Genomic DNA, 24242 nt, shown 5'->3' with positions numbered 1-24242 from the left:
GCCGCCCCGCACGGCACGACCGGGTGGGGCGGAAATGGGGTTGCGATATATACTTCGCGCCTCTGAACCGAGGAGAGCCTTGTGGCCATCGATTTTCACTGGATTCGCGACGACGCCGAACTGGCCTCCCATTGCGCCCGCTGGCGCACCCTCAGCTTCGTGGCCCTGGACACCGAGTTTATGCGGGTCGACACCTTCTACCCGAAGGCCGGCCTGGTGCAGGTGGGTGACGGCGACAGCGCCTGGCTCATCGACCCCCTGCTGATCAAGGACTGGCGCCCCTTCGCCGGGCTGCTCGAAGACCCGGCGGTGACCAAGGTGCTGCACGCCTGCAGCGAGGACCTCGAAGTCTTCCTGCGCCTCACCGGCAGCCTGCCGTTGCCGCTGTTGGACACCCAGCTCGCCGCCGGCTACCTGGGCATCGGCTACTCCATGGGCTACTCGCGCCTGGTGCAGGCGGTGCTCGGCATCGACCTGCCCAAGGACGAGACCCGCTCCGACTGGCTGCAGCGCCCGCTCACCGAGATGCAGGAGCGCTACGCCGCCGAGGACGCCATCCACCTCGCCGAGATCTACCGCATCATCGACGAGCGCCTGGACGCCACCAAGCGTGCCTGGGTGCTGGAAGACGGCGCCGAGCTGGTGGCCAACCTGCGCCGTGAAGTGGACCCGGACGACCTCTACCGCGACGCCAAGCTGGGCTGGAAGCTGTCCCGCCAGCAACTGGCCGTGCTGCGCGAGCTCTACGCCTGGCGCGACATCGAGGCACGCCGCCGCGACCAGCCGCGCAACCGCATCATCCGCGAGCACGCCCTCTGGCCGCTGGCCAAGTTCCAGCCGGACAACCTCGTCGCCCTGGCGCGCATCGAGGACATGCACCCGCGCACCGTGCGCCAGGACGGCAACACCCTGCTGAAGATGATCCGCGAGGCGGCCGAGCTGCCCCCCGCCGAGTGGCCGGAGCCGCTGCCCGAGCCGCTGCCGTCCGAAGCCACCGCGCTGCTGAAGAAGCTGCGCGCGATCGGCCAGGCCGAAGCCGAGCGCCTGGGCATGGCACCCGAGCTCATGCTGCGCAAGAAGCACCTGGAGGCCCTGCTCAAGACGGGCTACCCCAACGGCCCCTACAGCCTGCCCGACGGCTTCAAGGGCTGGCGCCGCGAACTGATGGGCCAGGCACTGCTCGATGCCCTGGCCGGAGACAACGCCCCATGAAACGCATCTGTTCCATCTACAAGAGCCCGCGCAAGAACGAGATGTACCTCTACGTCGAGAAGCGCGATGCCCTGGCCCGTGTGCCCGAGGCGCTGCTGGCGGCCTTCGGCACGCCGCAGCATGCCTTCGACCTGGTGCTCAGCCCCGAGCGCCAGCTGGCCCGCGAGGACATCGGCAAGGTGCTGGAGAACCTCGAAAAGCAGGGGTACCACCTGCAGATGCCGCCGGGTGAAGAGGAATACATCGAGCACCTGCCCGAAGAACTGCTGCGGATGAACGACCCCATCTGATGAAAGTCCTCCTCGCTGACGAGAAACACCTCCGCCACGCCGAACTGCTGCTCGCCGCCATCCCCTCGCTGGATGTGGCCGGCAGCGACGACCCGGACGAGCTGCGCGCCCTGGCGGCGGAGCGGCCCATCTGGCTGGGCAGCCCGGAGCAGGTGGTGGAACTGCTGCAGGCCGGGTTCGCCCCGCACTGGGTGCAGTCCAGCTGGGCCGGCATCACCCCGTTGCTGGCGGCGGGCCTGCCGCGCAACTACCGTCTGACCCGCGCCGTGGGCATCTTCGGCCAGGTGATGGCCGAGTACATGCTGACCTACATCCTCGCCCACGAGCGCCAGCTGCTCTCGCGCCTGGCCAGCCAGGTGGAGCGCCAGTGGGATGCACGCATGCCCAGCAGCCTGGCCGGGCGGCGGGTGCTGGTCGTCGGTGCCGGTGATATCGGCCAGAGCGTTGCGCGCTTCCTCGCGCCGTTCGGGGTCGAGCTGCGCGGCATCGCCCGCGAGCCCCGTGCCCTGGAGCCGTTCAGCCAGGTGCTGGGGATGGACGCCCTGGCGGAGCAGGCAGCCTGGGCCGATTACCTGATCAACCTGCTGCCCGACACCCCGGCCACCCGCGACGTGTATGACGCTGCGCTGTTCGCGCGCATGCAGCCGGAGGCGCTGTTCATCAATGCCGGGCGCGGGGTCGCGGTGGTGGATACCGACCTGGTCGCCAGCCTGCAGGCCGGGCACCTGGCCGGTGCGGTGATCGACGTCTGCCGCGAAGAGCCGCTGCCCCCCGCGCACCCGTTCTGGACCGCGCCGCGGCTGCTGCTCACCGGCCACAGCTCGGCGCCCACCCTGCCGGAGCTGCTGGTGGGGCTGTTCCTCGACAACCTGGCACGCTTCCAGGCTGGCGAGCCGCTGCGCGGCGAGGTGGAGTTCCAGCGCGGCTACTGATGCCAGCTCGGTGGGCCTCTGCGTGGTGATGGCGTTCGTGTTCTCCGGCAGCACCGCTGGTGGATGAAAAGAGCGTCATCCACCCTACGCCCGGCGGCATCTCAGGCCGCTTTTGCTGAGCACCGAACCAGATGGCTTGCGCAGGGTGGACCACGCTTCACCGGTCCACCTTTCGTGCTCCCAGGCAACATCGTTGGTGGATGAAAAGAGCGTCATCCACCCTACGCTCGGCGGCATCTCAGGTTTCAGATGGCCGCTGTTGCGGGTCACCGAACCGATCCCGGCACAGATGGCTTGTGTAGGGTGGACCACGCTTCACCGGTCCACCTTTCGTGCTCCCAGGCAACATGGTTGGTGGATGAAAAGAGCGTCATCCACCCTACGCCTGCCCGTTGCCTGGGAGCCCACGGTGTAGCCGTCCTGCGAATGATTTTCCTTACATGGCGCTACCGGTCGTCCCGTCGTCGGCAGCGCTTGGCCGGCACCTTCGACGGGACTAGACTACCGCGCCCCGTTACCCAGTCAGACCACCATGGCCGCCAAAGTCGAACCCTTCTGGAAGCGCAAGACCCTCGCACAGCTCGATCAGGAGGAGTGGGAATCCCTCTGCGACGGTTGCGGCCTGTGCTGCCTGCAGAAGCTGGAAGACGAGGACGACGGCGCCGTGTACTACACGCGCATCGCCTGCAAGCTGCTGGACCTGAACACCTGCCGCTGCACCAACTACCCCAAGCGTCGCGATTTCGTGCCCGATTGCATCCAGCTCACCCCGGCCCAGGCCGACGAGTTCCGCTGGCTGCCGCCCACCTGCGGCTACCGCCTGGTGGCCGAGGGCAAGGACCTGCCGCCCTGGCACCCACTGATCTGCGGCGACACCGAGGCGGTGCACAACGCCGGTATCTCCCAGTCCGGGCGCATGGTCAGCGAGACCCAGGTGGCCGAGGACGACTGGGAGGACTACATGATCTTTCGTGCGGGCTAGACGGATAGAACCACCGCGTGCCGAGTCATAGGGAAATCGCTCCGAGGAAGCCCGACATGTCCAACCGCGCCACCCTGCTGCTGTCCACCGCCACCCTGCTGTTCTGCGCGCCGCTGCTGGCCGCCAAGCGCAGCGATGTCGACTACCTGGTGCGCTTCCTGCCGGACAGCGACCAGGCCGAGGTGCGCGTGGTGCTGGAGAACGGCGAGAAGGTCCGCAGCCTCGGTTTCGACCTGGGCGACAAGGGCTACTACAGCGACTTCAAGGCCGACGGCCAATGGCAGCAGGCCAGCGCCGAGCGTGGCACCTGGACCCCGGCGGAGGGCAAGGCGACCCTCAGCTACAAGGTGCGCATCACCCACCCCCGTGGCGATGGCAAGTTCGACGCGCGGATGACGCCGGACTGGACGCTGCTGCGTGGCGACGACCTGGTGCCCCCGGCACGCATCGACCTGGTGGACGGCACCGAGCTGGTGTCGCGCATCCAGTTCGAGCTGCCCAAGGGCTGGAGCACGGTGGAGACCGGCTGGTCCCGCGTGGGCAAGAACCGTTTTCGCGTCGACAATGCCGAGCGCCTGTTCGACCGCCCCACCGGCTGGATCATCGCCGGCAAGCTGGGCAGCCGCCGCGCCGAACTCGGCAACACCGACGTCACGGTCGCCGCGCCCATGGGCGAGGGCATGCGCCGCATGGACATCCTCACCCTGCTGACCTTCGTCTGGCCCCATGCCCAGGCGGTGTTCCCCCGCGACCCCGGCAAGCTGTTGATCGTCGGTGCCGGCGACCCGATGTGGCGCGGCGGCCTGTCCGCGCCCAATTCCTTCTTCATGCACGCCGACCGCCCCCTGGTCAGCGAGAACGGCACCAGCTCCCTGGTGCACGAGCTGGTGCACGTGTTCAGCCGCATCAAGGACACCGACCAGAGCGACTGGATCAGCGAAGGCATCGCCGAGTTCTACGCCATCGAACTGATGCGCCGCGCCGGCGGCCTCAGCGAGGACCGCTACCACAAGGTCCGCGCCAAGCTGCAGCGCTGGAGCCGCAAGGTCGAGAACCTGCGTGGCGAGCAATCGTCCGGCCCGGTCACCGCCCGCGCGGTGCTGCTGCTGCAGGACCTCGACGAGGAGATCCGCAAGGCCAGCAACGGTGAGCGCTCCCTCGACGACGTCACCCGTGGCCTGATGCGCCTGGACAAGGTCAGCACCCGCGACTTCGTGGAGATCGCCGAGAACGTGCTCGGTGGTGAGTCCGACGTGCTCGACACGTCGCTGCTGAAGCTGCCCAAGGCGTCCTGACTTTCGGCGCGGGTCCCGGGCTACGCTCCGCTGGACGCCATCGCCCCACCTGCGCAACGATGCCGGCTTTGCCCGGAAGCCCGCCCATGCGCCGCCTGCCGTCCCTCACCGCCCTGCGCACCTTCGAATCGGCTGCCCGCCATGCGCATTTCGGCCGTGCCGCCGCCGAGCTGTGCGTCACCGACAGCGCGGTGAGCCACCAGATCCGCCAACTGGAAGAGCAGCTCGGCACCGAGCTGTTCGTCCGTGCCGGCCGCCAGGTGCGGCCCACGCCCCAGGCACGGCGCCTGCTGCACAGCCTGCAGCAGGCCTTCGAGCTGATCCTCGATGCCTGCGACGAGTTGCGCGACCCCGGCTCCCAGGCGCAGCTGCGCATCGCCGTGACCGCCGAGCTGGCGCAGAAGTGGCTGGTGGGCCGGCTGGCGGATTTCGGCGAGCGCCATCCGCACATCACCCTGCACCTCTACGACCAGCCGCTGGAGTCGGCGCTGCCGGGCGAGGAGATCGACCTCGCCATCACCTACGGCACCGGCCCGGGGGATGCCAGCGCCTACTTCGTGCGGCCGCTGCCGGCCCTGCAGTTCTTCCCGGTGTGCAGCCCCGGCCTGTTCAACCAGCTGCCGCTCAAGCACCCGCGCGACCTGGCCCGCCACTGCCTGCTGCATGACGACCAGGACGGCAAGACCTGGAGCGCCTGGCTCAGCGTCCACGCCGGCGACCTGCAGCCGCTGCGGCACCTCTACCTGGGCCACGCCGGGCTGACCCTGGAAGCCGCCGCGCAAGGGCAGGGCGTGGCCATGGGCGACAACCTCACCAGCGCCGAGGACCTGGCCAGCGGCCGCCTGGTACGCCCCTTCGCCGCCAGCGTGGCGTCCCTGGGGCAATACGCGCTGGTCTGCGAACGGCTGCGCCTGGACAAGCCGGCGGTGGCCCAGTTCGTCGAATGGTTCAGCGATCAGCTGGCCGATAGCTGAATCCAATTCAAGGATTCCGCGATATTCATCATTGGTCGCCGGGGCACCGGCGCGCTTAACGTCAGGGCACTTCCAACCCCACTCCGAGGTTTCCCATGGCGCGTTCCCTGACTTCCCTTCCCAAGGCCGACGGCTTCCGCCTGCCTGGCGAATTCGAGCCCAAGGCAGGCTGTTGGCTCGGCTGGCCCGAGCGCACCGACGTCTGGCGCAACGGCGCCAAGCCCGCGCAGAAGGTCTGGGTGGAGATCGTCAGCGCCATCGCCAGCAGCGAGCCGGTCACCGTCTGCGCCTCCGCCACCCAGTACGCCAATGCCCGACGCATGCTGCCGGCCCAGGTGCGGGTGGTGGAGATGACCTGCAACGACACCTGGTTCCGCGACAGCGGCCCGGCCTTCCTGGTCAACGACCAGAGCGGCGAGGTGCGTGGCGTGGACTTCGAATTCAACGCCTACGGCGGCCTCGATGGCGGCCTCTACTACCCCTGGGACAAGGACGACCAGATCGCCCAGAAGATCCTCGAGATCGAGAAGCTGGACCGCTACCGCGCACCCTTCATCGCCGAGATGGGTGGCATCCAGACCGACGGCCAGCGCACCCTGCTGACCACCGAGCAGTGCCTGCTCAACCGCAACCGCAACGCCCACCTGGGCAAGGAGGAGGTGACCCGGCGGCTCTCCGACTACCTCGGCGCCGAGCAGGTGATCTGGCTGCCGCGCGGCTGTAAATTCGACGAAACCGACGGCCACATCGACGACCTGGCCTGCTTCGTCCGCCCCGGCGTGGTGGTGATGCAGTGGACCGACGACCGTGACGACCCGCAGTGGGAGATCTACCAGGAGGCCTACGACATCCTGCGCAGCACCCGTGACGCCCGTGGCCGCGCGCTGGAGGTGCACAAGCTGCCGCAGCCCCGCGTGCTCACCTGGACGGCCGAGGAGGCCGCCGGCCTGGACCAGGTGGACGGTACCCACCTGCGTGAGGAGGGCACGCGCATCTGCGCCTCCTACATCAACTACTACGCCGGCAACTCCGCCATCGTCCTGCCGCTGTTCGGCGACGCCCACGACCAGGCGGCCGGTGCGGTGCTCGCGGAGCTGTTCCCCAGGCACCGCATCATCGGCATCGAGAACTCGCGGGAAATCCTCCTCGGGGGCGGCAACGTCGCCTGTATCACCATGCCGCAATACGCCGCCAGCCGGGCTGGCTAGGGAGCCTTCGATGCACATGCGCACATTGGCGATCGCCCTGGGCCTGGCCCTTGGCAGCGGCATGGCCCTGGCGGCGAGCGAGCCGCCCAAGGTCAACCTGTACATCTGGAGCGAGTACCTGGCGCCGGATACGCTCTCCCGCTTCGAGGCCAGGACCGGCATCAAGGTGGTGGCCGACCACTTCGACTCCCTGGAAACGGTGGAGACCAAGCTGCTCACCGGTCGCAGCGGCTACGACCTGGTGCTGACCGCCGGCCAGCACCTGCAGCGGGCCATCGCCAGCGGCGCATTGCAGCCGCTGGACAAGGCCAGGCTGCCGCACTTCCAGGGGCTGGACCCGGAGTTCACCGCGCACATGGCCAGCTTCGACCCGGGCAACCGCTACGCCGGGCTCTATGTCTGGGGCACCACCGGCTTCGGCTATCAGGAGGAGGCCATTCGCACGCGCATGGCCGACGCTCCCACCGACAGCTGGGCGATGCTGATGGACCCGGCGGTGGTCGCGCGCTTCGCCGACTGTGGGGTGAGCTTCCTCAACGACCCCAACGAGGTGTTCGCCGCCGCCTTCCGCTACCTGGGGCTGGACATCAACCGCCAGAGCCTCGACGACCTCAAGCTCGCCGAGGCGCACCTGGCGAAGATCCGCCCGTCGATCCGCTACTTCGACAACGACCGCAACATCAACGACCTGGCCAACGGCAACACCTGCCTGGCGATGTCCTGGAACGGCAACGTGGCCATCGCCGCCGCCCAGGCCGAGCAGGCGCAGAAGCCCTTCAGGCTGCGCTACCGCATCCCGCGGGAAGGCACCCTGATCTGGTTCGACGCCATGGTGGTGCCCAAGGATGCGCCGCACCCCGAAGCCGCCCTGGCGCTGATGGACCACCTGATGACACCCGAGACCATCGGCGCCATCACCAACAACATCCACTACGCCAATGCGGTGCCGGCGGCCGCCGGCAGCGTCGACCCCGCCATCCTCGCCGACCCGGGCACCTACCCGCCGGCGGACGTGCGCGCCAAGCTCTACACCAAGAACGACAACACCAAGGCCTTCAACCGCGCCCTGACCCGCGCCTTCAGCAAGCTCAAGTCCGGCCTCTGAGCTACCCCCGCCCCGGCATCCGACCTTCGGGATGTCGGGCATCTTGACCGCCCCGTCGCGCTTGCTATCTAATGATATGCATTCTCATTTGGTATCCCTGGCACGCCGCATCCGGCAGCGTCGCCCGGTTACCTGTTGTCGGGGGCGTGCGTGCAGGTAGCGAGTCGAGCAGACGGGAGGCAGCCCCGTGGATGAGCAGTTCCGGGGCTCCGTCTCCGGCGCCTACCGCGCCTTCCATGCCGAGCTGCTGAAGTTCCTCGGCAAGCGCCTGGGCAGTTCCGCCGACGCCGCCGACCTCGCCCAGGATGCCTTCACCCAGTGGCTGGACTGGCGCGACCGCGACCAGGTCCGCCAGCCCCGCGCCTTCCTCTTCCAGATCGCCCGCAACCTGCTGCGTGACCACTGGCGCCGCCAGCAGGTGCGCGGTGCGGTCGACGGCGAGGGCGAACAAGCGCTGGAAACCATGGTCGATGAACAAGGAGCGAGCCCGTTGGAACAGGTCGAGCAACATCAGCGCTTGCGCCTCCTGGCCTCGGCACTGGATGATCTGTCGCCGCGCCGGCGCGAGGCCTTCGTCCTGCACAAGTTCGATGGCCTGTCCCAGGCGGAAGTGGCCGCGCGCATGGGGATTTCCCTGAGCATGGTGGAAAAGCACATCGCCTGTGCCCTGCTGCACTGCAAGCAACGCGTGCAGGGCGACGTCCAGGCGGACGGACAATGAACACGAGCACCTGGATGGATTCCCGACCCTCGATCGACGAACAGGCCGCCACCTGGTACGCCCGCCGCACCAGCGGGCAGTTCACCGCTGAGCAGGAGGCCGAGCTGCAGGCCTGGCTGGCCACCAGCCCGGCGCACGCCAAGGCCTTCGCCGACATGCAGCTGATCTGGGCCGACTTCGATCGCGTGCCACGGCCCGTGTTCGCCACGCCGGTGGTCATGCTCAAGCCTCGCAGCCGGCGGACCCTGCCGCGCGCCATGGCCGCTTCGTTCGTGCTGCTCTGCGCCGCCCTGGCCACCTCGCAGAACTGGTTCGCCCGCGCGCCCAGCGTCGACCTGCAACTGAGCAGCGCCCAGGGCGAACAGCGCCAGGTGGAACTGGCCGACGGCTCGCGCATCGACCTCAACGTCGACACCCGCCTGCACGTGCGCCTCTATGACGATCACCGCGAAGTCGAACTGCTCCAGGGCGAAGCCTTCTTCGCCGTCGCCCGTGACGAGCAGCGCCCGTTCGTGGTGATGGCCGGGGAGGGCAGCGTGCGCGTGCTCGGCACCCGCTTCAGCGTCCGCCGTGGCGGTGAGCGCCTGGATGTGGCGGTGGAGAGCGGCAAGGTCGCGGTGGACCCCGAGGCCGGCGGCACCCACCACGCCGAACTGGGTGCCGGCGACAGCGCCGATTTCGATTACCGCACCCGTCACCTGGAGCTCGGCCACCGCAGCCCCGAGGAAATCGCCAGCTGGCGGCGTGGCCAGTTGATCTTCCGTGATCGTCCGCTGGCCCAGTTGGTGGACGAGCTTTCCCACTACCGAAACGCGCCCGTGGGCCTGGCCGATGCCAGCCTCGCCGAGCGCCGTGTTTCCGGCAGCCTGAACATCGGCAAGCCGGATGCCTTCCTCGCCGCGTTGCCGCAACTGCTGCCGGTGCGCGTCGAATACCTGGCCAACGGAACGGCCCTGATCCACCCGCGCTGACACCCCGGAGCTGCTCCGGGGCCGCGCCGCGCGGGTACCTCGATGCAAGTGAAAATATTTTTCATTTGCATATGCGGGTTTTGCCGAGCGCTGCGTCTTCCTGATGTCCGCCTCATGCAAGGGCGGTTTTGCAGTACTTGGGGAGATTTGGATGAACACCCGTAGCACCCGTTTCGCGCTGCGCCGCCTCGTCGCCGGCGGCGCCCTGGCCACCCTCCTGCTCAGCGGCAGCGCCCTGGCCCAGGACCACGACTTCAACCTGCCGGCCCAATCCATGGCCAGCGCCCTGACCGCCCTGGCCCAGCAGAGCCAGCTGCAGATCCTCTTCGACGAGTCGCAACTGCGTGACCTGCGCGCCCCGGCCCTGGCCGGCCGCTACAGCGCCCGCACTGCTCTTGAGCGTCTGTTGGCCGGCTCCGGGCTGGAGCTGGTGGAGGCGGGGGATGGGTTCGTGATTCGTCGTGTGGCCAGTGCCGGCCATGCCGCCGCCGATGACAACGTGCTGGAGCTGGGCAGCACCAACATCATGGGCAGCGCCATCGACTCCAGCTCGGTAGGGCGTTCTGTCCTGACCCAGGAAGACATCAACCGCAAGCAGGCGGACAACATCGCCGAGCTGCTCGACACCTTGCCGGGCGTGAGCTCCAGCGGCTCGCCCCGCCCCGGTGGCCAGACCTTGAACATCTGGGGCATGGGCGATGTGGAGGACGTCAAGGTCATCCTCGACGGCGCGCCCAAGGGCTTCGAGAAGTACCGCCAGGGCTCGGTGTTCATCGAGCCGGAACTGATCAAGAACGTCGAAGTGGACAAGGGTCCCCACAGCACCTTGTACGGCAATGGCGGCTTTGGTGGGGTGATCAAGGTGGATACCAAGGACCCGGCCGACCTGCTGCAGGACGGCGAGAACGTCGGCGCCTTCCTCAAGTACGGCTATCACACCAATGACCGCCAGGAGATCTACAGCGGCGCGGTGTATGGCCAGACCACCGACAAGATGCTCGATGGCCTGCTGTTCCTCACCGGGCGTGACGGCGACAACATCAAGCGCCCGGATGGCACGCGCTTCGTCTACTCCGAAAACAGCCTTGACGCCTTCCTGTTCAAGAGCAACTTCCGCCCCAACGACGAGCATGTCTTCACCCTGTCGGCCATGCAGTCCGGCAGCGAGGCCTGGGAGCCCTTCGCCGCCAAGCGCGATGAAATGGCTGCCCCCACTGCGGCGGAGATCGCCCGCTATGGCTTGGACGGTGCCTGGAAACGCAAGCTGGTGAACCGTGACCAGGACGACGAGAACTACTCGTTGAAGTGGAGCTACACGCCGCTGGACAACCCGCTGGTCAACCTCACCGCCAGCTATGCCTATTCCAAGACTGATCAGCATGACAAGCGGCCGGCCAACGCGTCTGCGGGGTTCGCGTCTTCGCTGGGCAACGAGAGCTGGGTCAACTACACCGACCGGCTGGCGGAGCTGAAGAACGAAAGCCGCTTCGATACGGGGTTGTTATCCCATGTCGCTACAGTGGGTGTGCAATGGCACGGGCATGATCGCGACACGCTGATGAAGGACCTCAGCAAGCTGACTGACAGGACCTACAACTACGGCCTCTACCAGCCCTACTACATGCCGTCCGGCGAGCAGGAAACCCGCAGTGGCTATCTGCAGGACGCCATCACCATCGGCTCCGTGACCATCACCCCGGCACTGCGTTACGACCATGTCTACAGCCGTGGCGAGCCCAGCCTGGCGCCGCGCTACAACAGCTCCGATCCGGCCGTGGGGCACGACTACAGCAGCGTCACCTACAGTGGCTGGTCGCCGCGCCTGGGGCTGTTCTGGACCGCCACCGACAACCTGGCGTTCTTCGCCGACTACAGCAAGACCTGGCGCGCCCCTTTGATCGACGAACTGTACGAGGTGCAGAGCGCGGCGAGCAGTGTGCCCGCCACCAGTCGCAACCTGGACCCGGAGCGCATCACCGGGGTACGCCTGGGCAGCATCTTCAATTTCGACAAGCTGCTGGTGGACAGTGACAACCTGCAGATCCGCACCACGCTGTTTCGCAACCGTGGCAAGGACGAGATCTTCAAGCGCACCGGCGTCTATTGCCTCGCCAGCGTGACCGGCGGCAACAGTGCATGCCCGGGGCCGTTGGCCAACAACCGCAACCTGCCCGGCTACACCATCGAGGGGGTGGAGGTCGAATCCTTCTACGACAGCTCGCGCATCTTCGGCAGCCTGTCGGTGTCCTACATCCGCGGCAAGCGCGATGCCTCGCCGCGCAACCCCTGGGGCCCTGAAACCTGGCTTTCGGACATCCCTCCGCGCAAGGCGGTGGCGACCCTGGGCGTGAAGGTCCCCGAGATCGACATGGCCATGGGCTGGACCGGCAACTTCGTGCGCAAGCAGGACCGCTCCCCAACTGACGATGATCCTCTGGCGTCTGGCTGGAGCCTTCCCGAAACCCAGGGTTACGCCCTGCACGGCCTATTCGCGACCTGGCAGCCCAAGTACATCAAGGGCTTCGAGGCGCGGCTGGCGGTGGATAACCTGTTCAACCGCGAGTACTACCCCTACCTCGGCGAGTCCGTTTCCGGCGTTGGCCGCAACATCAAGTTCAGCGTCTCGCAATTCTTCTGAGGTGCCTTCCAGGGCGTCCCCGCGTTCATGGGGATGCCCGCTCCCTTCGGAGCTTCGGGTTGCCCCCCGGCCTGCGCGCCCACCATCACTGCACAGCCCCCTCGCATGCACACCCCGTAGGAGCGCGCTCTGCTCGCGAAGCGCTGGCCCGCGCTTCGGTTCAGCCGCCAAGCCGCTGCAAGAGCGCGGCGGCGGTGGGTTCGGAGGAGGCGGGGTTCTGGCCGGTGATGAGGTTGCCGTCGGTGACCACATGGGGTTGCCAGTCGGCGACCTTGGAGTACTGGCCGCCCTGTTCGCGCAGTACGTCTTCCACCAGGAAGGGCACCACGGCGGTGAGGCCGACGGCCTCTTCCTCGCTGTTGGAGAAGCCGGTCACCGCGCAGCCCTGCACCAGCGGGTTGCCGTCGGCGGCGCGGGCGTTGCGCAGCACGCCGGGGGCGTGGCAGACGGCGGCCACCGGTTTGCCGGCGTTGTGCAGGTCTTCGATCAGGCGGATGGAGAAGGGGTCGTCCACCAGGTCCCAGAGAGGGCCGTGGCCGCCGGGGTAGAACAGCGCGTCGTAGTCGGCCGATACCAGCCCGGACAGCGGCAGGGTGTTGGCCAGGGCCTGGCGGGCCTGCTCGTCGGCGCGGAAGCGGTGGGTGGCTTCGGTTTGCGCGTCGGGCTCGTCGCTCTTCGGGTCCAGCGGTGGCTGGCCGCCCCGGGGGGAGGCCAGGATCACCTCGGCGCCGGCATCGCGGAAGGCGAAGTAGGGGGCGGCGAACTCTTCGAGCCAGAAGCCGGTCGGCTTGCCGGTATCGCCCAAGCGGTCGTGCGAGGTCAGCACCATGAGGATTTTCATCGGCAACTCCTTGAGGTTATCGAGGGGTGTGACTGGCGCTCCTCCGGCAAGGTTCCGGTCGCCGGCCGATGAATTCTAGACGTGTCCTGGAACCTGCTCTCAGTCCTGCGGTGGACGCCTGCGCGCGGTGAGCCCACGGAAGAAGTTGCGCAGGATCTGGTCGCCGCAGGCACGGTAGTTCTTGTGGTCCTTCTTGCGGAACAGCGCGCCGATTTCCGCCCGGGTCATGGGCAGGTCCGCTTCCTGGAGGATGGCGAGGATGTCGTCCTCGCGCAGCTCGAAGGCCACCCGCAGCTTCTTCAGGATCTGGTTGTTGCTCATCGGCAGTTCCATGGGCAGGGGCGGGCGGCTCTCGTCCTTGCCACGCAGGGTGTACACCAGGCCGTCGAGGAAGCCGGCGAGGCGCTTGTCGCTGCAGGAGTGGTAGCCCTCTTCGTCGTCACGGACCAGCCAGGAGGCCACTTCCTGGCGGCTGACTTCCTGGTCGGCCAGGCCGATGATTTCCACCACCCGGGCGTCGCTGATATCCAGCAGGTAGCGCAGGCTGCGCAGTACATCGTTGTTGGTCATGGGGTGTTCCGTCGGGAGTGGCGGCCGGCAGGGTGCCGGCAACTAGACTGAGGACGTCGACGCCGAAAGGCGGGAGGTCCATATGAAGGGCGCCATTGTGCTCGCATTCGCGGCGCTGGTCGCGGTCAGTTGTGACATCCAGGCGCAACAGCCGCCGTTGCTGCGTTCCCCCGGCACGCCGGCACCGGGTTCGCCCGGTACGGCCACGCCACAACCCTATCCCCAGGCCAGCCCACCGAGCCTGCCGGCCGCTGTGCCGCGTTCGGGCAGCCCGCCGCTGCTGGTCAACCCGCCGACAACGCGCCAGGCGGACCCGCGCGACGAGCGCATCCCGGCCCTGCAAGAGCAGCTGGATCGCAACAGCAAGGGATTGGGCGGCAGCGAGAAGAAGCCGGCGCCCTAGCGCAACAGTGGCGGCACGCGGGCCTGGAGCAGGTCCACCAGGGCCGGGTCCATGTACTCGTAGTCGTCGGGGATATCCAGGCTGACCACGCGCTTGCCCTTGAGGGCGGCGGGGAAGCGTGCGGCGAGCTTGCGCCGGTGGCTGCTCTCCATCACCAGGATCAGGTCGGCCCAGGCCAGGGCTTCGGGCGTCACCGGGGTTTCCGCCTCGGCCTTGAGGCCGGCCGAGTCGGTTTCGATGCCCGGCCAGCTGGCGAACAGCTGCTCGGCGGTGGGGCTGCGCAGGCGGTTCTGCCCACAGATGAACAGCAGGCGCTGCACCTTCATCAGTCAGTGAGCCCCAGCACCTTGAGCAGGAAGGCGTACTCCAGGGCGACGTCGCGCAGCGCCTGGTAGCGACCGCTCATGCCGCCGTGGCCGGCGCCGAGGTCGGTCCTCAGCAGCAGCAGGTTGTCGTCGGTGCGGGTGGCGCGCAGCTTGGCCACCCACTTGGCGGCTTCCCAGTACTGCACCCGCGAGTCGTTGTAGCCGGCCACCACCAGCAGCGCCGGGTAGGCTTGGGCGCGCACGTTTTCATAGGGCGCGTAGCTGCGGATGCGTTCGAACACCTCCGGCTCGTTCGGGTCGCCCCACTCGTCGTATTCGGTCACGGTCAGCGGCAGGTCGGGGTTCTGCATGGTGTTGAGCACGTCGACGAAGGGCACTTCGGCGATGGCGGCGGCGAACAGGTCGGGGCGCTGGTTGAGCACGGCGCCCATGAGCAGGCCACCGGCGCTGCCGCCGCTGATCACCAGTTGCTCGCGGCTCGTCAGGCCTTCGCCGATCAGGTGTTCGGCGCAGGCGATGAAGTCGCTGAAGCTGTTGGCCTTGTGCTCCAGCTTGCCGGCGCGGTACCAGGCCTCGCCCAACTCGCCGCCGCCGCGCACGTGGGCGATGGCGAAGACGAAGCCGCGCTCCAGCAGGCTCAGGCGGGCGTGGGAGAACCAGGGGTCGAGGCTTTCGCCGTAGGCACCATAGCCATAGAGGTAGAGCGGCGCGGGCTGGCCCAGCACGTCGCGGCGGGCGACCAGGCTGATGGGCACGCGGGTGCCGTCGGCGGCGGTGGCCCAGAGGCGCTGGCTGATATAGGCGTCGGCGTCGAAGGGGCCTTCCACCGGGGTTTGCTTGAGCACCCGCTGCTCGCCATCGGCCAGGCGCAGCTCGCGGACCTGGGCCGGGCGGGAGAGGGCTTCGTAGCGCAGGCGGATGGCCGGGCTGTCGAACTCCATGCTGTCCTGCACATAGAGGCTGTAGGCAGCGTCCGGCAGTTGCACGCGGTAGGGCGCGGCGCCAAGGGGGTGCACCTGGATGATCGGCAGGCCGCCCTCGCGCAGGCTGAGGGTGAAGGCTTCGGCGTTCATGCCCACGCCTTCGAGCATGCAGTCGGGGTTGTGGCCGATCAGCTCGTGCCAGTGGGCGCGCTCGGGCGTCGCTTCGGGGGCCTGGTAGAGGGCGAAGTTGATGCCGGTCTGGTTGCTGCGGATCAGCCAGCACCACTGGCCGTCCACCTGGCCGTGGTCGGCGTAGTACTCGTGGCCTTCCTCGCGCGGGGCCAGGCAGCGGAAGTCGCCGTCGGGGGTGTCGGCGTCCAGCACCCAGCTCTCGCTGGTGGTCTTGCTGCCCAGCATCAGCACCAGTTGGCGCTCGGAGCTGGCGCGGTGGCAGCCGAGGAAGAAGCGGCCGTCGGCCTCCTCGAACACCAGCTCGGCGTCGGCCTCGCCCAGACGGTGGCGGTAGAGGCGGTGCGGGCGATGGGTATCGTCCAGCTCGCCGAAGAACAGGGTGCGGCTGTCGTTGGCCCAGGTCATGCTGCCGTCGCAGTCGTCGAAGGGCAGGGCGCTGATGGCGCCGTCGACCAGGTTCTTGACATAGAGGCGGTAGATCTCGTCGCCGCTGGTGTCCAGGCTGTAGGCCAGCAGGCGGTGGTCGGGGCTGACGCTGAAGGCGCCGAGGGAAAGGAAGCCGCCCTCGGCCAGGGCGTTCGGGTCCAGCAGCAGTTGCTCGGTCGCCTCGTCCACCTCGAAGCCTTCGGCCGGGCGTGCGCAGCGGTAATGGCGCGGGTATTCGTCGCCGGCGGTGGTGCGCTGGTAATAGAGGTAGGGGCCCCAGGGCGTGGCGAGGGACAGGTCGGTCTCGCGGATGCGCCTGCGGATTTCCTCGAACAGCGCCTCGCGCAGCGGTGTTTCGGCGGCCAGGTGCTGGTCGAGCCAGGCGTTTTCCGCCTTGAGGTAGTCGAGCACCTCGGGTGCGTCGCGCTCCTCCAGCCAGCGGTAGGGATCGGCTCCGGCCTGGATGCGGGCGATGGGGGCTTCGGACATGGCGGTTCTCACGGCTAGGCGTTGCGGGCCGGGCGACGGCGGGGACGCCGGGCTTCGGAAAAGTCGCTATCATAAGCGCCCCTTTGCCCGCCTTGCCATGGAAGCCCATGAACGAACACGACTATCTCCTCGCCTGGGGCGCCTATGGCGTCGCGGCCTTGGGCTGCCTGCTGGTGAGCTTCCGCGCCACCGGCTGGATGTGGCGCTGGCTGCGCGAGCCCCTGCGCCTGATAGTCGCCGTGCTGCTGCTGACCCCGACCCCGGTGGACCCCGGCCGCGACCTCTACGCGCCGGCCGTGGCGGTGACTGCGCTGGACATCGTGTTCAAGGTGGGCAACAACGCCTGGAAGGCGGTTTCCGACCTGGCCATGTACGGCATGATCGGCCTGGTGCTCTACCTCATCTTCGTCGCCATCCGCTGGCCCATCGAGCGCGCCATCCGCGCCCGTCGCGCCGAGCGCGAGAAGCCGGCGGTCGCGGACGAGGAAGAAGAGGAGCCGACCCTGCGCCAACTGATGGAACGTGAATCCACCGGCCGCGTGGACACCCGTCTCGACGACCGTGGCGACCGCCGTCTGCGCATCGAACCGCGTCTCTGACACCAGGCAGCGCGCCGCGCCGGCTAAGAGGAATGCCCATGGATTGTGTGTTCTGCGCCATCGCCGGCGGCAAGCTGCCGGCCCACCTGCTGCACGAGGATGAACACTTCCTGGTGCTGCTGGACATCTTCCCCCTGCGCCCGGCCCATGTGCTGGTGGTGGCCCGCGAGCACGCGCCGTTCCTCGCCGACCTCGGCACCCCGGCGCGCGAGCGCCTGGTGGAGCAGGCCCTGCGCGTGGGCGAGGCCTTGCGCGGTGCGGGCTATGGTCGCCAAGGCATCAACCTGCTGATCAACGACGGCCCGGATTCCAACCAGCACGTGCCCCATCTGCACCTGCACCTGATTCCCCGGCAACGGGGCGACCTGCCCGCGCTGCTGTGGCGTATCCTCACCCGCTTCCTGCCCTTTGGCCGTGCCCGCATCCAGGCCCGCCTGGAGCGGGAAGCCGAACAACTGCGACAGGCATTGAAACGAGAGCCCTGAACCATGTGCGAATTGCTCGGCATGAGCGCCAATGTGCCCACCGATATCGTCTTCAGCTTCACCGGCCTGATGCAGCGCGGCGGTGGCACCGGCCCGCACCGTGACGGCTGGGGCATCGGCTTCTACGAGGGTCGTGGCCTGCGCCTGTTCCAGGACCCTTCGGCCAGCGTCGATTCCGAGGTGGCGCGCCTGGTGCAGCGCTACCCGATCAAGAGCGAAACGGTGATCGGCCACATCCGCCAGGCCAACGTCGGCAAGGTCAGCCTGGCCAACACCCATCCCTTCGTCCGCGAGCTGTGGGGCCGCAACTGGTGCTTCGCCCACAACGGCCAGCTCGCCGATTTCCACCCGGCCGCCAGCTTCTACCGGGCGGTGGGCGACACCGACAGCGAGGCGGCCTTCTGCGACCTGCTCAACCGGGTGCGCCTGGGCTTCCCCGAGCCGGTGCCGGTGGAGGTGCTGCTGCCGGTGCTGGTGCAGGCCTGCTCCGAGTACCGCAGCCGTGGCGTGTTCAATTGCCTGCTCAGCGACGGCGACTGGCTGTTCTGCTTCTGCACCACCAAGCTGGCACAGATTACCCGGCGTGCGCCCTTCGGCCCGGCGCGACTGAAAGACGCGGACCTGACCGTGGACTTCCAGGCCGAGACCACGCCCAATGACGTGGTGACGGTGATCGCCACCGAGCCGCTGACCGATAACGAAACCTGGACGCTCTACCAGCCTGGCGCCTGGAGCCTGTGGCGGCGGGGCGAGTGCCTGGCCTCCGGGCAGACCTGACCAACGAGAGGGGATATCGATGCTGCGAAGCTACCTGCGACTGGCGCTGTTCGCCCTGGGCCTGCTCATTGGCGTGCAGGTGCCCGGGTTCGTCGATGACTACGCCAAGCGCGTCGAGGCCCATCGCCTGGAGGCTGAGACCGGGCTCAAGGGCTTCCGCGAGACCGCCCAGCGCTTCTTCGACGGCGACCTCGCCGCGCTGGTGGCCCACTACCGCGCCAGCAACGACCCGGTGATGCGCAGCGACGCCGACAGCGTGGCCACCCTGGTCAATCGCGACGCCCTGTTGCAGCGCGAGTGGGAGGCCATGCAGGGCGCCTGGTACGCGCGCACCTGGCACGTGGCCACGGGCGCCGACCACGACCTGTTGCTGGAGACCGCCAACGCCTACAGCTACCAGGTGCTGCTGGTGCCCGAGGCGATGGCCTGGGGCATCGTCTGCGCGCTGCTGCTGGCCTGGGTGGTGGAAAGCCTGTTCCTCGGCCTCGCCCTGCTCGCCGGCGGCAACGGCAAGCGGGTGCAGCAGCGCCATTGGCGCTGAGCCCGTTGGTGGGCTGAAGCCCACCCTACGAACTCCCCACGATGCAACGGCTCATAGCCCGAAGCGGTCGGCCTCCTCGCGCAGGGTGCTGGCCAGGGTGAGGAAGCCGTCGTAGAGCAGCTGGTCGTTGCTGGAGGCGTTGCTGACGCTGGCGCGGACGAACTGCGGCACCGTGGCGCGGCCCACGGCGAAGGCTTCGGCGGCGGTGATCAGGTAGTTCTTCAGCTTCAGGTCGGCCTCGATATCCGAGGCGCGCCAGGCTTCCGGTACTTCGATCCAGAAATGCGGGCTCTGCGGATGGGTGCGGTAGTTCAGCCCGTCCAGCAGCCGTTCCACCAGCGCCTTGCGCCGGCCGATCTCGTGGATCTGCTGGCTCAGCAGCTTCTCCGCCGTGCCGTTCTCGATCCATAGCGTCGACAGCTCCAGCGCCAGGGGCGTGGCCATCCAGCAGGTGGCGCGCAGGGCCGCGGCGATGCGGCTGACCAGTGCCGTCGGTGCATGCAGGTAACCCACCCGCAGGCCAGCGGCCACCGCCTTGCTCAGGCTGCTGATGAGGATGGTGCGCTCCGGGGCGTAGAGGCTCAGGGGCGGCGGGCGGTCCTCCACCAGCACCGCGTGGGCCTCGTCTTCGATGATCAGCAGGTTGTGCTCGCGGCATAGGCGCGCGATGGCGTCGCGGCGCTGGTGCGAGAGCACGCCGGTGGTGGGGTTCTGGATGGTCGGCGTGCAGTAGAGCGCGGTGACCCGGTTGTTGCGGCAGATCTCGTCGAGGGAGGCGGGGACCAGCCCTTCCTCGTCCATATCCGCGCCGAGCAGCTTGATGCCGAGCATCCGTGCCAGGGTGATCAGCCCCGGGTAGGTGAGCTGCTCGGTGACCAGGATATCCCCCGCCCGCAACAGGCCCATCAGGGTGCAGAGCAGCCCGTGCTGGCCGCCGTTGACGCACAGCACCTGGTCCGCCTGGGGCTGGAAGTCGCCGTGGGCCAGCCAGTTCGCGCCCACCTGGCGGTAGCGCGGCAGGCCGATATCCGGCGTGTAGCGGGTCAGGTCCTGCAGGGTCTGCGGGTCGTTGGCCAGGTCCAGCAGGCTCTGCGCCAGGAAGGCCGTTTCATGCCCGGGGATGTGCATGTTGCGGCTCATGTCGTAGAGCTCCGGCGCCTCTTCGATGAAGTTGCGGAAGCCCTCGTCGCGCTTGCGCTCCAGCCCCCGGCGGCGGACGAAGGTGCCGTCGCCGACGCGGGCTATCACCAGCCCCATGCGTTCCAGTTCGGCGTAGGCGCGGCTGACGGTGCCGATGGTCACCCCCAGGCGGTCGGCCAGGTTGCGATGCGGCGGCAGCTTGGCGCCGCCTTCCAGGGTGCCCTCGAGAATCCTGATTTCCATGGCTCCGGCGAGGCGCTTGTACTTCGCGCCCTGGCCGGAATCCAGTGCTGATTTCAGAATTGACACCGTGTCAATAATTGGTTTGACAGCCATTTTTCGTCCTAATAGCCTGATTGAGCTGTGTCAATCAGTGATTGATACCCAGGTTTTAGAGGTCAATTTAGCAGCAAGGATGAATTGCCATCATGCCAATGTCCGCCGTAATTGAAAACACCGGAAAATCGCAAAAGCACTGGTTGGCCGGATTCATCACCAGCCTGCTGTTTCTCGTGGTGTGCCTGAGCTGGGGCACCACCTGGCTGGGCATCAAGATCGCCGTGGAGAGCGTGCCGCCCCTGACTTCCTCGGGCCTGCGCTTCCTCATCGCCTTCCCGCTGTTCATCTGCTTCGCCCTGGTCCGTGGCGACTCGATCCTGTTCCCCCGCGAGCGCCTGGGCTTCTTCGCCTTCGTCACCCTGAGCTACTTCAGCATTCCCTACTACCTGCTCAACTACGGCGAGATGCATGTCTCCTCGGGGCTCACCGCACTGCTGTTCAGCTGCATGCCGGTGTTCATCCTGATCTTCTCGTCGCTGTTCCTGCGCGAGCGCATCTACCTGTCCCAGGTGGTGGGCATCGGCATCGGCTTCGGCAGCCTGTTCATGATCCTGCGCAGCCAGGGCCTGCGCCTGGACCACGCCGAATTCCTCGGCGTGCTGGCGATCCTCGCCGCCGCGGTGATGCATGCGCTGTGCTACGTGATCACCAAGCAGAAGGGCGAGGGCATCAGCGTCATCACCTACAACACGCTGCCCATCGGGCTGGCCGGGGCGATGCTGTTCCTCGCCGGCCTGGTGGTGGAACAGCCGGACTTCAGCCAGGTCACCTCGCGCTCCTGGCTGGCGCTCACCTACCTGGGCCTGTGCGCGTCGGTGGGCGGCTTCATCGTCTACTTCTTCCTGCTCAAGCGCCTGAGCCCGGTGATCCTCTCCTTCGTCTTCATCATCTTCCCGGTGTTCGCCGTGGTCATCGGCTCCTGGTACGAGGGGCAGGCCATCTCCCGCGACCTGGCGCTGTACTCGGCGATCCTGCTCGCCGGTTTCGCCATCACCAAGCTGCCCGTGGAAAAACTCCTGACGCGCAAGCCCTGACAACGAGGACCACATGGACGTGATCGATCGCGACACCCTGCAGCCGATCTACCGCCACGCCTGCGAGACCTACCCCGAGGAATGCTGCGGCTTCGTCTTCGCCGATGGCGAGGTGCACCTGGGCAGCAACATCCAGAACCTGCTCAACCAGCGCAGCCCCGAGGTGTTCCGGCGTGACGCCAGCACCGGCTTCACCTTCGCGGTGGCCGACACCCTGCTGCTCAACCGCAGCCTGCGCGGCGACAACCCGGTGCGGGTCATCTACCACTCGCACCCCGACGTCGGCGCCTACTTCAGCCGCGAAGACGAGGACAAGGCGCTGTTCATGGGCGAGCCGATCCACCCCGTCGCCCACCTGGTGGTGGATGTGCGGGCCGGCCGGGCCCACGGCGCGAAGCTGTTCGAGTGGAGCGGGGAATCCTTTGTCTGCAGCCGGGAATACCCCGGCACCCCATAACGACCTGCATAAAAGGAGTTGGCTATGAATACGGTGATCTTCCCGGATGTACTGGCACGTGTCGCCAAATTGCCGGAGGCCCGCCTGCAAGGGCAGGGCACCACGGTGCGCGAGCTGGTCGAGGATATCTGCAGCCGCCACGCGGGGCTGCGTGACCACCTGTTCTATGGAAACGACCAGTTCAAGGAGCACTTCCTGCTCAGCGCCAACGGCGAGCTGGTGGATGGCGACAGCCCGCTGGAGGCGGGCGTCGAGCTGGACATCATGCTGGCCACATCCGGCGGCCTGGACAGCGATGAGCTGAGCAACGACGAGGTGCGTCGCTACGTGCGCCACATCACCCTGCCCGATGTCGGTCGCCAGGGGCAGTTGCGCCTGAAGAAATCACGGGTGCTGATCATCGGCACCGGCGGCCTGGGCTCCCCGGTGAGCCTGTACCTCGCCGCTGCCGGTATCGGCACCCTCGGGCTGGTGGACTTCGACCGTGTCGAGGCCAGCAACCTGCAGCGCCAGGTGGTGCACGGCACCAGCACCCTGGGCCTGCCCAAGGTCGAGTCGGCGCGCCGCCGCCTGCTGGACCTCAACCCCGACATCCGCATCGACGCCCATGACTGCGCCCTGACCCCCGACAACGCCCTCAAGTTGGTGGGCGACTACGACCTGGTGGTGGACGGCACCGACAACTTCGCCACCCGCTACCTGGTCAACGATGCCTGCGTGCTGCTGGGCCGGCCGCTGGTGTACGGCGCGCTGCACCGCTTCGACGGGCAGATCAGCGTGTTCAACCACAAGGAAGGCCCGTGCTACCGCTGCCTGTTTCCCAAGAGCCCGCCGGCCGAACTCGCGCCCAACTGCAGCGCGGGCGGCGTGATCGGCGTGCTGCCCGGTGTGGTCGGGCTGCTCCAGGCCACCGAGGCGGTGAAGCTGATCCTCGGCATCGGCGAGCCCCTGGTGGGCCGGCTGATGCGTTTCGACGCCCTGGCGATGAAGTTCAACGAGGTGCGCTTCAAGCGCCGTGCCGACTGCCCCTCCTGCTCGCCCGGCCGCACCTGCATGCAGCCGCTGCAGGAGGAGGTTTCGGCATGCACATCCAGCATCCCCGCATCCAGTTCGCTGCCGGCCGATTTCCGCATCACCGCGCTGGAGCTGCAGCAACTGCTCGCCCGTGGTGCCGACCTGCAACTGCTGGACGTGCGTGAAGCCAACGAGCTGGAAGTGTGCCGCCTGCCGGGCAGCCTGAACCTGCCGTTGGGTGAGCTGGACGCCCGGCTCGACGAGCTGGATCGCCAGCGCCCCCTGTGCATCGTCTGCTACGGCGGCACCCGCGCCGAGCGCGCGGCCCAGCTGCTGCTCGGCGCCGGCTTCAACGAGCTCCAGGTGCTGCAGGGCGGCATCAAGGCCTGGGCGCGGGATGTCGACACCGACATGCCGCTGTACTGAGGAGGCGCGCGATGATCCACGAATCCCTGCTCCAGGCCATCGGCGAGACCCCCGTGGTGCGCCTGGCCGCCTTCAGTGCCGAGACCGGGCTGGAGGTGTACGCCAAGCTGGAGTCGCTCAACCCCGGCGGCAGCCCCAAGGCGCGCATCGCCCTGGGCATGGTCCGCGACGCCGAGGCCCGGGGCATCCTCGTGCCCGGCAGCGGCCAGACCATCATCGAGCCCAGCGGTGGCAACACCGGCATCGGCCTGGCCATCGCCGGCAACATCCTCGGCTACCGCGTGGTCCTGGTGATCCCCGACAACTACAGCCCCGAGAAACAGAAGGTGCTGCGCCTCTACGGCGCCGAGGTGGTGCTCTCCGACAGCCGCCTCGGCAACAACTCCCATGGCGAGAAAGCCATGGAGCTGCAACTGGAAAACCCCGGCTACGTGATGCTCAACCAGCAGCGCAACGCGGCCAACCCCGAGACCCACCGGCGCACTACTGCGCTGGAGATCCTCCGCGACTTCGCCGATCGCCCCCTCGATTGCCTGGTGGCGGGCATCGGCACCGGCGGCCACATCACCGGCCTGGGCGAGATGCTCAAGGCCCGCTGGCCCTCGCTGCGGGTGTTCGGCGTCGAGCCGGAGCAGTGCGACCTGCTCGCCGATCGCCATGCGCCGCACGAGATCCAGGGCCTGTCCATCGGCCTGGTGCCGAGCATCCTCAACCTCGGGGTACTCGACGGCATGCTCAAGGTAGCCAAGGCGGATTGCCTGGAGCGTGTGCGCCGCACCATGCGTAGCGACGCGGTGAGCCTGGGGCTGTCCTCGGCCGCCAATCTGGTGGCCATCGCCAGCCTGGCCGGCGAGCTGCCGCGCGGCAGCCGGGTACTGACCCTGATCTACGACGGTGTGGACGGCTACCTGCCGCATTTCGAATAACGAGCC

The 24242-nt window shown here is 67.8% G+C and carries 23 protein-coding genes and 1 pseudogene; 19 read left to right on the top strand and 5 right to left on the bottom strand.

What is annotated here, in order from left to right; genetic code table 11:
• The first annotated feature begins 81 nt into the window (after positions 1 to 81).
• The 11 genes from rnd (at position 82) to ACXI0U_RS14810 (ending at position 12328) form a co-directional block, all read left to right on the top strand.
• The gene (gene rnd / locus ACXI0U_RS14860) at positions 82 to 1212 is read left to right on the top strand and encodes a ribonuclease D (protein WP_479550470.1); all 1131 of its coding nucleotides are present in this window, start codon (positions 82 to 84) and stop codon (positions 1210 to 1212) included.
• Complete coding sequence (locus ACXI0U_RS14855; RefSeq protein WP_043246215.1) at positions 1209 to 1502, top strand: YcgL domain-containing protein; 294 nt, start codon at positions 1209 to 1211, stop codon at positions 1500 to 1502. Before rnd ends, ACXI0U_RS14855 begins: the two co-directional genes overlap by 4 nt.
• Positions 1502 to 2434: a D-2-hydroxyacid dehydrogenase gene (locus tag ACXI0U_RS14850; protein WP_479550469.1), complete on the top strand. Its 933-nt coding sequence runs from the start codon at positions 1502 to 1504 to the stop codon at positions 2432 to 2434. The genes ACXI0U_RS14855 and ACXI0U_RS14850 overlap by 1 nt, the downstream gene beginning before the upstream one ends.
• Positions 2435 to 2966: 532 nt before the next feature.
• Positions 2967 to 3416, top strand: a complete 450-nt coding sequence (locus ACXI0U_RS14845) for a YcgN family cysteine cluster protein (protein WP_021220466.1) — start codon at positions 2967 to 2969, stop codon at positions 3414 to 3416.
• Between the two features lie 56 nt (positions 3417 to 3472).
• The gene (locus tag ACXI0U_RS14840) at positions 3473 to 4711 is read left to right on the top strand and encodes a M61 metallopeptidase family protein (protein ID WP_021220467.1); all 1239 of its coding nucleotides are present in this window, start codon (positions 3473 to 3475) and stop codon (positions 4709 to 4711) included.
• A gap of 86 nt (positions 4712 to 4797) precedes the next feature.
• Entirely contained in the window at positions 4798 to 5685 is an 888-nt protein-coding gene (locus ACXI0U_RS14835; RefSeq protein ID WP_479550468.1) for a LysR substrate-binding domain-containing protein, read from the top strand.
• A gap of 95 nt (positions 5686 to 5780) precedes the next feature.
• Complete coding sequence (gene aguA, locus ACXI0U_RS14830) at positions 5781 to 6893, top strand: agmatine deiminase (RefSeq protein ID WP_043246125.1); 1113 nt, start codon at positions 5781 to 5783, stop codon at positions 6891 to 6893.
• A gap of 16 nt (positions 6894 to 6909) precedes the next feature.
• Complete coding sequence (locus tag ACXI0U_RS14825; protein WP_479551100.1) at positions 6910 to 7998, top strand: extracellular solute-binding protein; 1089 nt, start codon at positions 6910 to 6912, stop codon at positions 7996 to 7998.
• 187 nt (positions 7999 to 8185) lie between these two features.
• The gene (locus tag ACXI0U_RS14820) at positions 8186 to 8719 is read left to right on the top strand and encodes a sigma-70 family RNA polymerase sigma factor (protein ID WP_479550467.1); all 534 of its coding nucleotides are present in this window, start codon (positions 8186 to 8188) and stop codon (positions 8717 to 8719) included.
• Between the two features lie 14 nt (positions 8720 to 8733).
• Positions 8734 to 9690 (top strand): FecR family protein, encoded by a 957-nt coding sequence (locus ACXI0U_RS14815; protein WP_479550466.1) that lies wholly within the window; start codon positions 8734 to 8736, stop codon positions 9688 to 9690.
• A gap of 151 nt (positions 9691 to 9841) precedes the next feature.
• Positions 9842 to 12328 (top strand): TonB-dependent receptor, encoded by a 2487-nt coding sequence (locus tag ACXI0U_RS14810; RefSeq protein WP_479550465.1) that lies wholly within the window; start codon positions 9842 to 9844, stop codon positions 12326 to 12328.
• Between the two features lie 160 nt (positions 12329 to 12488).
• On the opposite strand, the gene ACXI0U_RS14805 is transcribed toward ACXI0U_RS14810, so the two are convergent.
• Both ACXI0U_RS14805 and ACXI0U_RS14800 read right to left on the bottom strand, forming a co-directional pair.
• Positions 12489 to 13169, bottom strand: coding sequence for a type 1 glutamine amidotransferase domain-containing protein (locus tag ACXI0U_RS14805; RefSeq protein WP_479550464.1), 681 nt, complete (start codon positions 13167 to 13169; stop codon positions 12489 to 12491).
• A 99-nt stretch (positions 13170 to 13268) separates the two neighbouring features.
• A complete protein-coding gene (locus ACXI0U_RS14800; protein WP_479550463.1) occupies positions 13269 to 13739 on the bottom strand; it encodes a YehS family protein in 471 nt (156 codons plus the stop codon).
• Positions 13740 to 13821: 82 nt separating this feature from the next.
• Between ACXI0U_RS14800 and ACXI0U_RS14795 the strand changes: the two genes are divergently transcribed.
• The gene (locus ACXI0U_RS14795) at positions 13822 to 14142 is read left to right on the top strand and encodes a hypothetical protein (protein ID WP_479550462.1); all 321 of its coding nucleotides are present in this window, start codon (positions 13822 to 13824) and stop codon (positions 14140 to 14142) included.
• Here the strand turns inward: ACXI0U_RS14795 and ACXI0U_RS14790 are convergent.
• Entirely contained in the window at positions 14139 to 14462 is a 324-nt protein-coding gene (locus tag ACXI0U_RS14790; RefSeq protein WP_479551099.1) for a low molecular weight protein tyrosine phosphatase family protein, read from the bottom strand. The two genes, ACXI0U_RS14795 and ACXI0U_RS14790, sit on opposite strands and share 4 nt — an antisense overlap.
• Positions 14463 to 14467: 5 nt before the next feature.
• Positions 14468 to 16498: a S9 family peptidase gene (locus ACXI0U_RS14785; RefSeq protein WP_479550461.1), complete on the bottom strand. Its 2031-nt coding sequence runs from the start codon at positions 16496 to 16498 to the stop codon at positions 14468 to 14470.
• Positions 16499 to 16605: 107 nt separating this feature from the next.
• Between ACXI0U_RS14785 and ACXI0U_RS14780 the strand changes: the two genes are divergently transcribed.
• From ACXI0U_RS14780 to ACXI0U_RS14765, 4 genes are read left to right on the top strand one after another with little or no spacing between them, the layout of a single operon-like run.
• A complete protein-coding gene (locus tag ACXI0U_RS14780; RefSeq protein WP_263400771.1) occupies positions 16606 to 17097 on the top strand; it encodes an MFS transporter in 492 nt (163 codons plus the stop codon).
• Between the two features lie 38 nt (positions 17098 to 17135).
• Positions 17136 to 17582, top strand: a complete 447-nt coding sequence (locus ACXI0U_RS14775) for an HIT family protein (protein WP_479550460.1) — start codon at positions 17136 to 17138, stop codon at positions 17580 to 17582.
• Between the two features lie 3 nt (positions 17583 to 17585).
• Positions 17586 to 18359 carry a class II glutamine amidotransferase gene (locus tag ACXI0U_RS14770; RefSeq protein ID WP_184487995.1) on the top strand — a complete coding sequence of 258 codons (774 nt, stop codon included), beginning with the start codon at positions 17586 to 17588 and terminating at the stop codon, positions 18357 to 18359.
• 19 nt (positions 18360 to 18378) lie between these two features.
• Positions 18379 to 18900, top strand: coding sequence for a DUF2937 family protein (locus ACXI0U_RS14765; protein WP_043246108.1), 522 nt, complete (start codon positions 18379 to 18381; stop codon positions 18898 to 18900).
• A 51-nt stretch (positions 18901 to 18951) separates the two neighbouring features.
• On the opposite strand, the gene ACXI0U_RS14760 is transcribed toward ACXI0U_RS14765, so the two are convergent.
• A complete protein-coding gene (locus ACXI0U_RS14760; protein ID WP_031288127.1) occupies positions 18952 to 20376 on the bottom strand; it encodes an aminotransferase-like domain-containing protein in 1425 nt (474 codons plus the stop codon).
• A 98-nt stretch (positions 20377 to 20474) separates the two neighbouring features.
• On the opposite strand from ACXI0U_RS14760, the gene ACXI0U_RS14755 reads away from it, so the two are divergent.
• From ACXI0U_RS14755 to ACXI0U_RS14745, 3 genes and pseudogenes are all read left to right on the top strand, one after another.
• Positions 20475 to 21413: a DMT family transporter gene (locus ACXI0U_RS14755; protein WP_021220484.1), complete on the top strand. Its 939-nt coding sequence runs from the start codon at positions 20475 to 20477 to the stop codon at positions 21411 to 21413.
• Positions 21414 to 21426: 13 nt separating this feature from the next.
• Positions 21427 to 23310 (top strand): annotated as a pseudogene (gene moeB, locus ACXI0U_RS14750) (molybdopterin-synthase adenylyltransferase MoeB).
• An 11-nt stretch (positions 23311 to 23321) separates the two neighbouring features.
• Positions 23322 to 24236, top strand: coding sequence for a PLP-dependent cysteine synthase family protein (locus ACXI0U_RS14745; protein ID WP_479550459.1), 915 nt, complete (start codon positions 23322 to 23324; stop codon positions 24234 to 24236).
• Positions 24237 to 24242 lie beyond the last annotated feature (6 nt).

The organism is Pseudomonas sp. C9D1, assembly GCF_056491235.1.
Note: the sequence above shows the minus strand (reverse complement) of the source record. Positions and strands in the feature narration are given on the sequence as shown.

Coding starts and splice junctions, on each gene's coding strand:
- ACXI0U_RS14855 (WP_043246215.1), top strand. CDS start 1,209: ATGAAACGCATCTGTTCCATCTACAAGAGCCCGCGCAAGAACGAGATG.
- ACXI0U_RS14850 (WP_479550469.1), top strand. CDS start 1,502: ATGAAAGTCCTCCTCGCTGACGAGAAACACCTCCGCCACGCCGAACTG.
- ACXI0U_RS14845 (WP_021220466.1), top strand. CDS start 2,967: ATGGCCGCCAAAGTCGAACCCTTCTGGAAGCGCAAGACCCTCGCACAG.
- ACXI0U_RS14840 (WP_021220467.1), top strand. CDS start 3,473: ATGTCCAACCGCGCCACCCTGCTGCTGTCCACCGCCACCCTGCTGTTC.
- ACXI0U_RS14835 (WP_479550468.1), top strand. CDS start 4,798: ATGCGCCGCCTGCCGTCCCTCACCGCCCTGCGCACCTTCGAATCGGCT.
- aguA (WP_043246125.1), top strand. CDS start 5,781: ATGGCGCGTTCCCTGACTTCCCTTCCCAAGGCCGACGGCTTCCGCCTG.
- ACXI0U_RS14825 (WP_479551100.1), top strand. CDS start 6,910: ATGCGCACATTGGCGATCGCCCTGGGCCTGGCCCTTGGCAGCGGCATG.
- ACXI0U_RS14815 (WP_479550466.1), top strand. CDS start 8,734: ATGGATTCCCGACCCTCGATCGACGAACAGGCCGCCACCTGGTACGCC.
- ACXI0U_RS14810 (WP_479550465.1), top strand. CDS start 9,842: ATGAACACCCGTAGCACCCGTTTCGCGCTGCGCCGCCTCGTCGCCGGC.
- ACXI0U_RS14805 (WP_479550464.1), bottom strand. CDS start 13,169: ATGAAAATCCTCATGGTGCTGACCTCGCACGACCGCTTGGGCGATACC.
- ACXI0U_RS14800 (WP_479550463.1), bottom strand. CDS start 13,739: ATGACCAACAACGATGTACTGCGCAGCCTGCGCTACCTGCTGGATATC.
- ACXI0U_RS14795 (WP_479550462.1), top strand. CDS start 13,822: ATGAAGGGCGCCATTGTGCTCGCATTCGCGGCGCTGGTCGCGGTCAGT.
- ACXI0U_RS14785 (WP_479550461.1), bottom strand. CDS start 16,498: ATGTCCGAAGCCCCCATCGCCCGCATCCAGGCCGGAGCCGATCCCTAC.
- ACXI0U_RS14780 (WP_263400771.1), top strand. CDS start 16,606: ATGAACGAACACGACTATCTCCTCGCCTGGGGCGCCTATGGCGTCGCG.
- ACXI0U_RS14775 (WP_479550460.1), top strand. CDS start 17,136: ATGGATTGTGTGTTCTGCGCCATCGCCGGCGGCAAGCTGCCGGCCCAC.
- ACXI0U_RS14770 (WP_184487995.1), top strand. CDS start 17,586: ATGTGCGAATTGCTCGGCATGAGCGCCAATGTGCCCACCGATATCGTC.
- ACXI0U_RS14765 (WP_043246108.1), top strand. CDS start 18,379: ATGCTGCGAAGCTACCTGCGACTGGCGCTGTTCGCCCTGGGCCTGCTC.
- ACXI0U_RS14760 (WP_031288127.1), bottom strand. CDS start 20,376: ATGGCTGTCAAACCAATTATTGACACGGTGTCAATTCTGAAATCAGCA.
- ACXI0U_RS14755 (WP_021220484.1), top strand. CDS start 20,475: ATGTCCGCCGTAATTGAAAACACCGGAAAATCGCAAAAGCACTGGTTG.
- ACXI0U_RS14745 (WP_479550459.1), top strand. CDS start 23,322: ATGATCCACGAATCCCTGCTCCAGGCCATCGGCGAGACCCCCGTGGTG.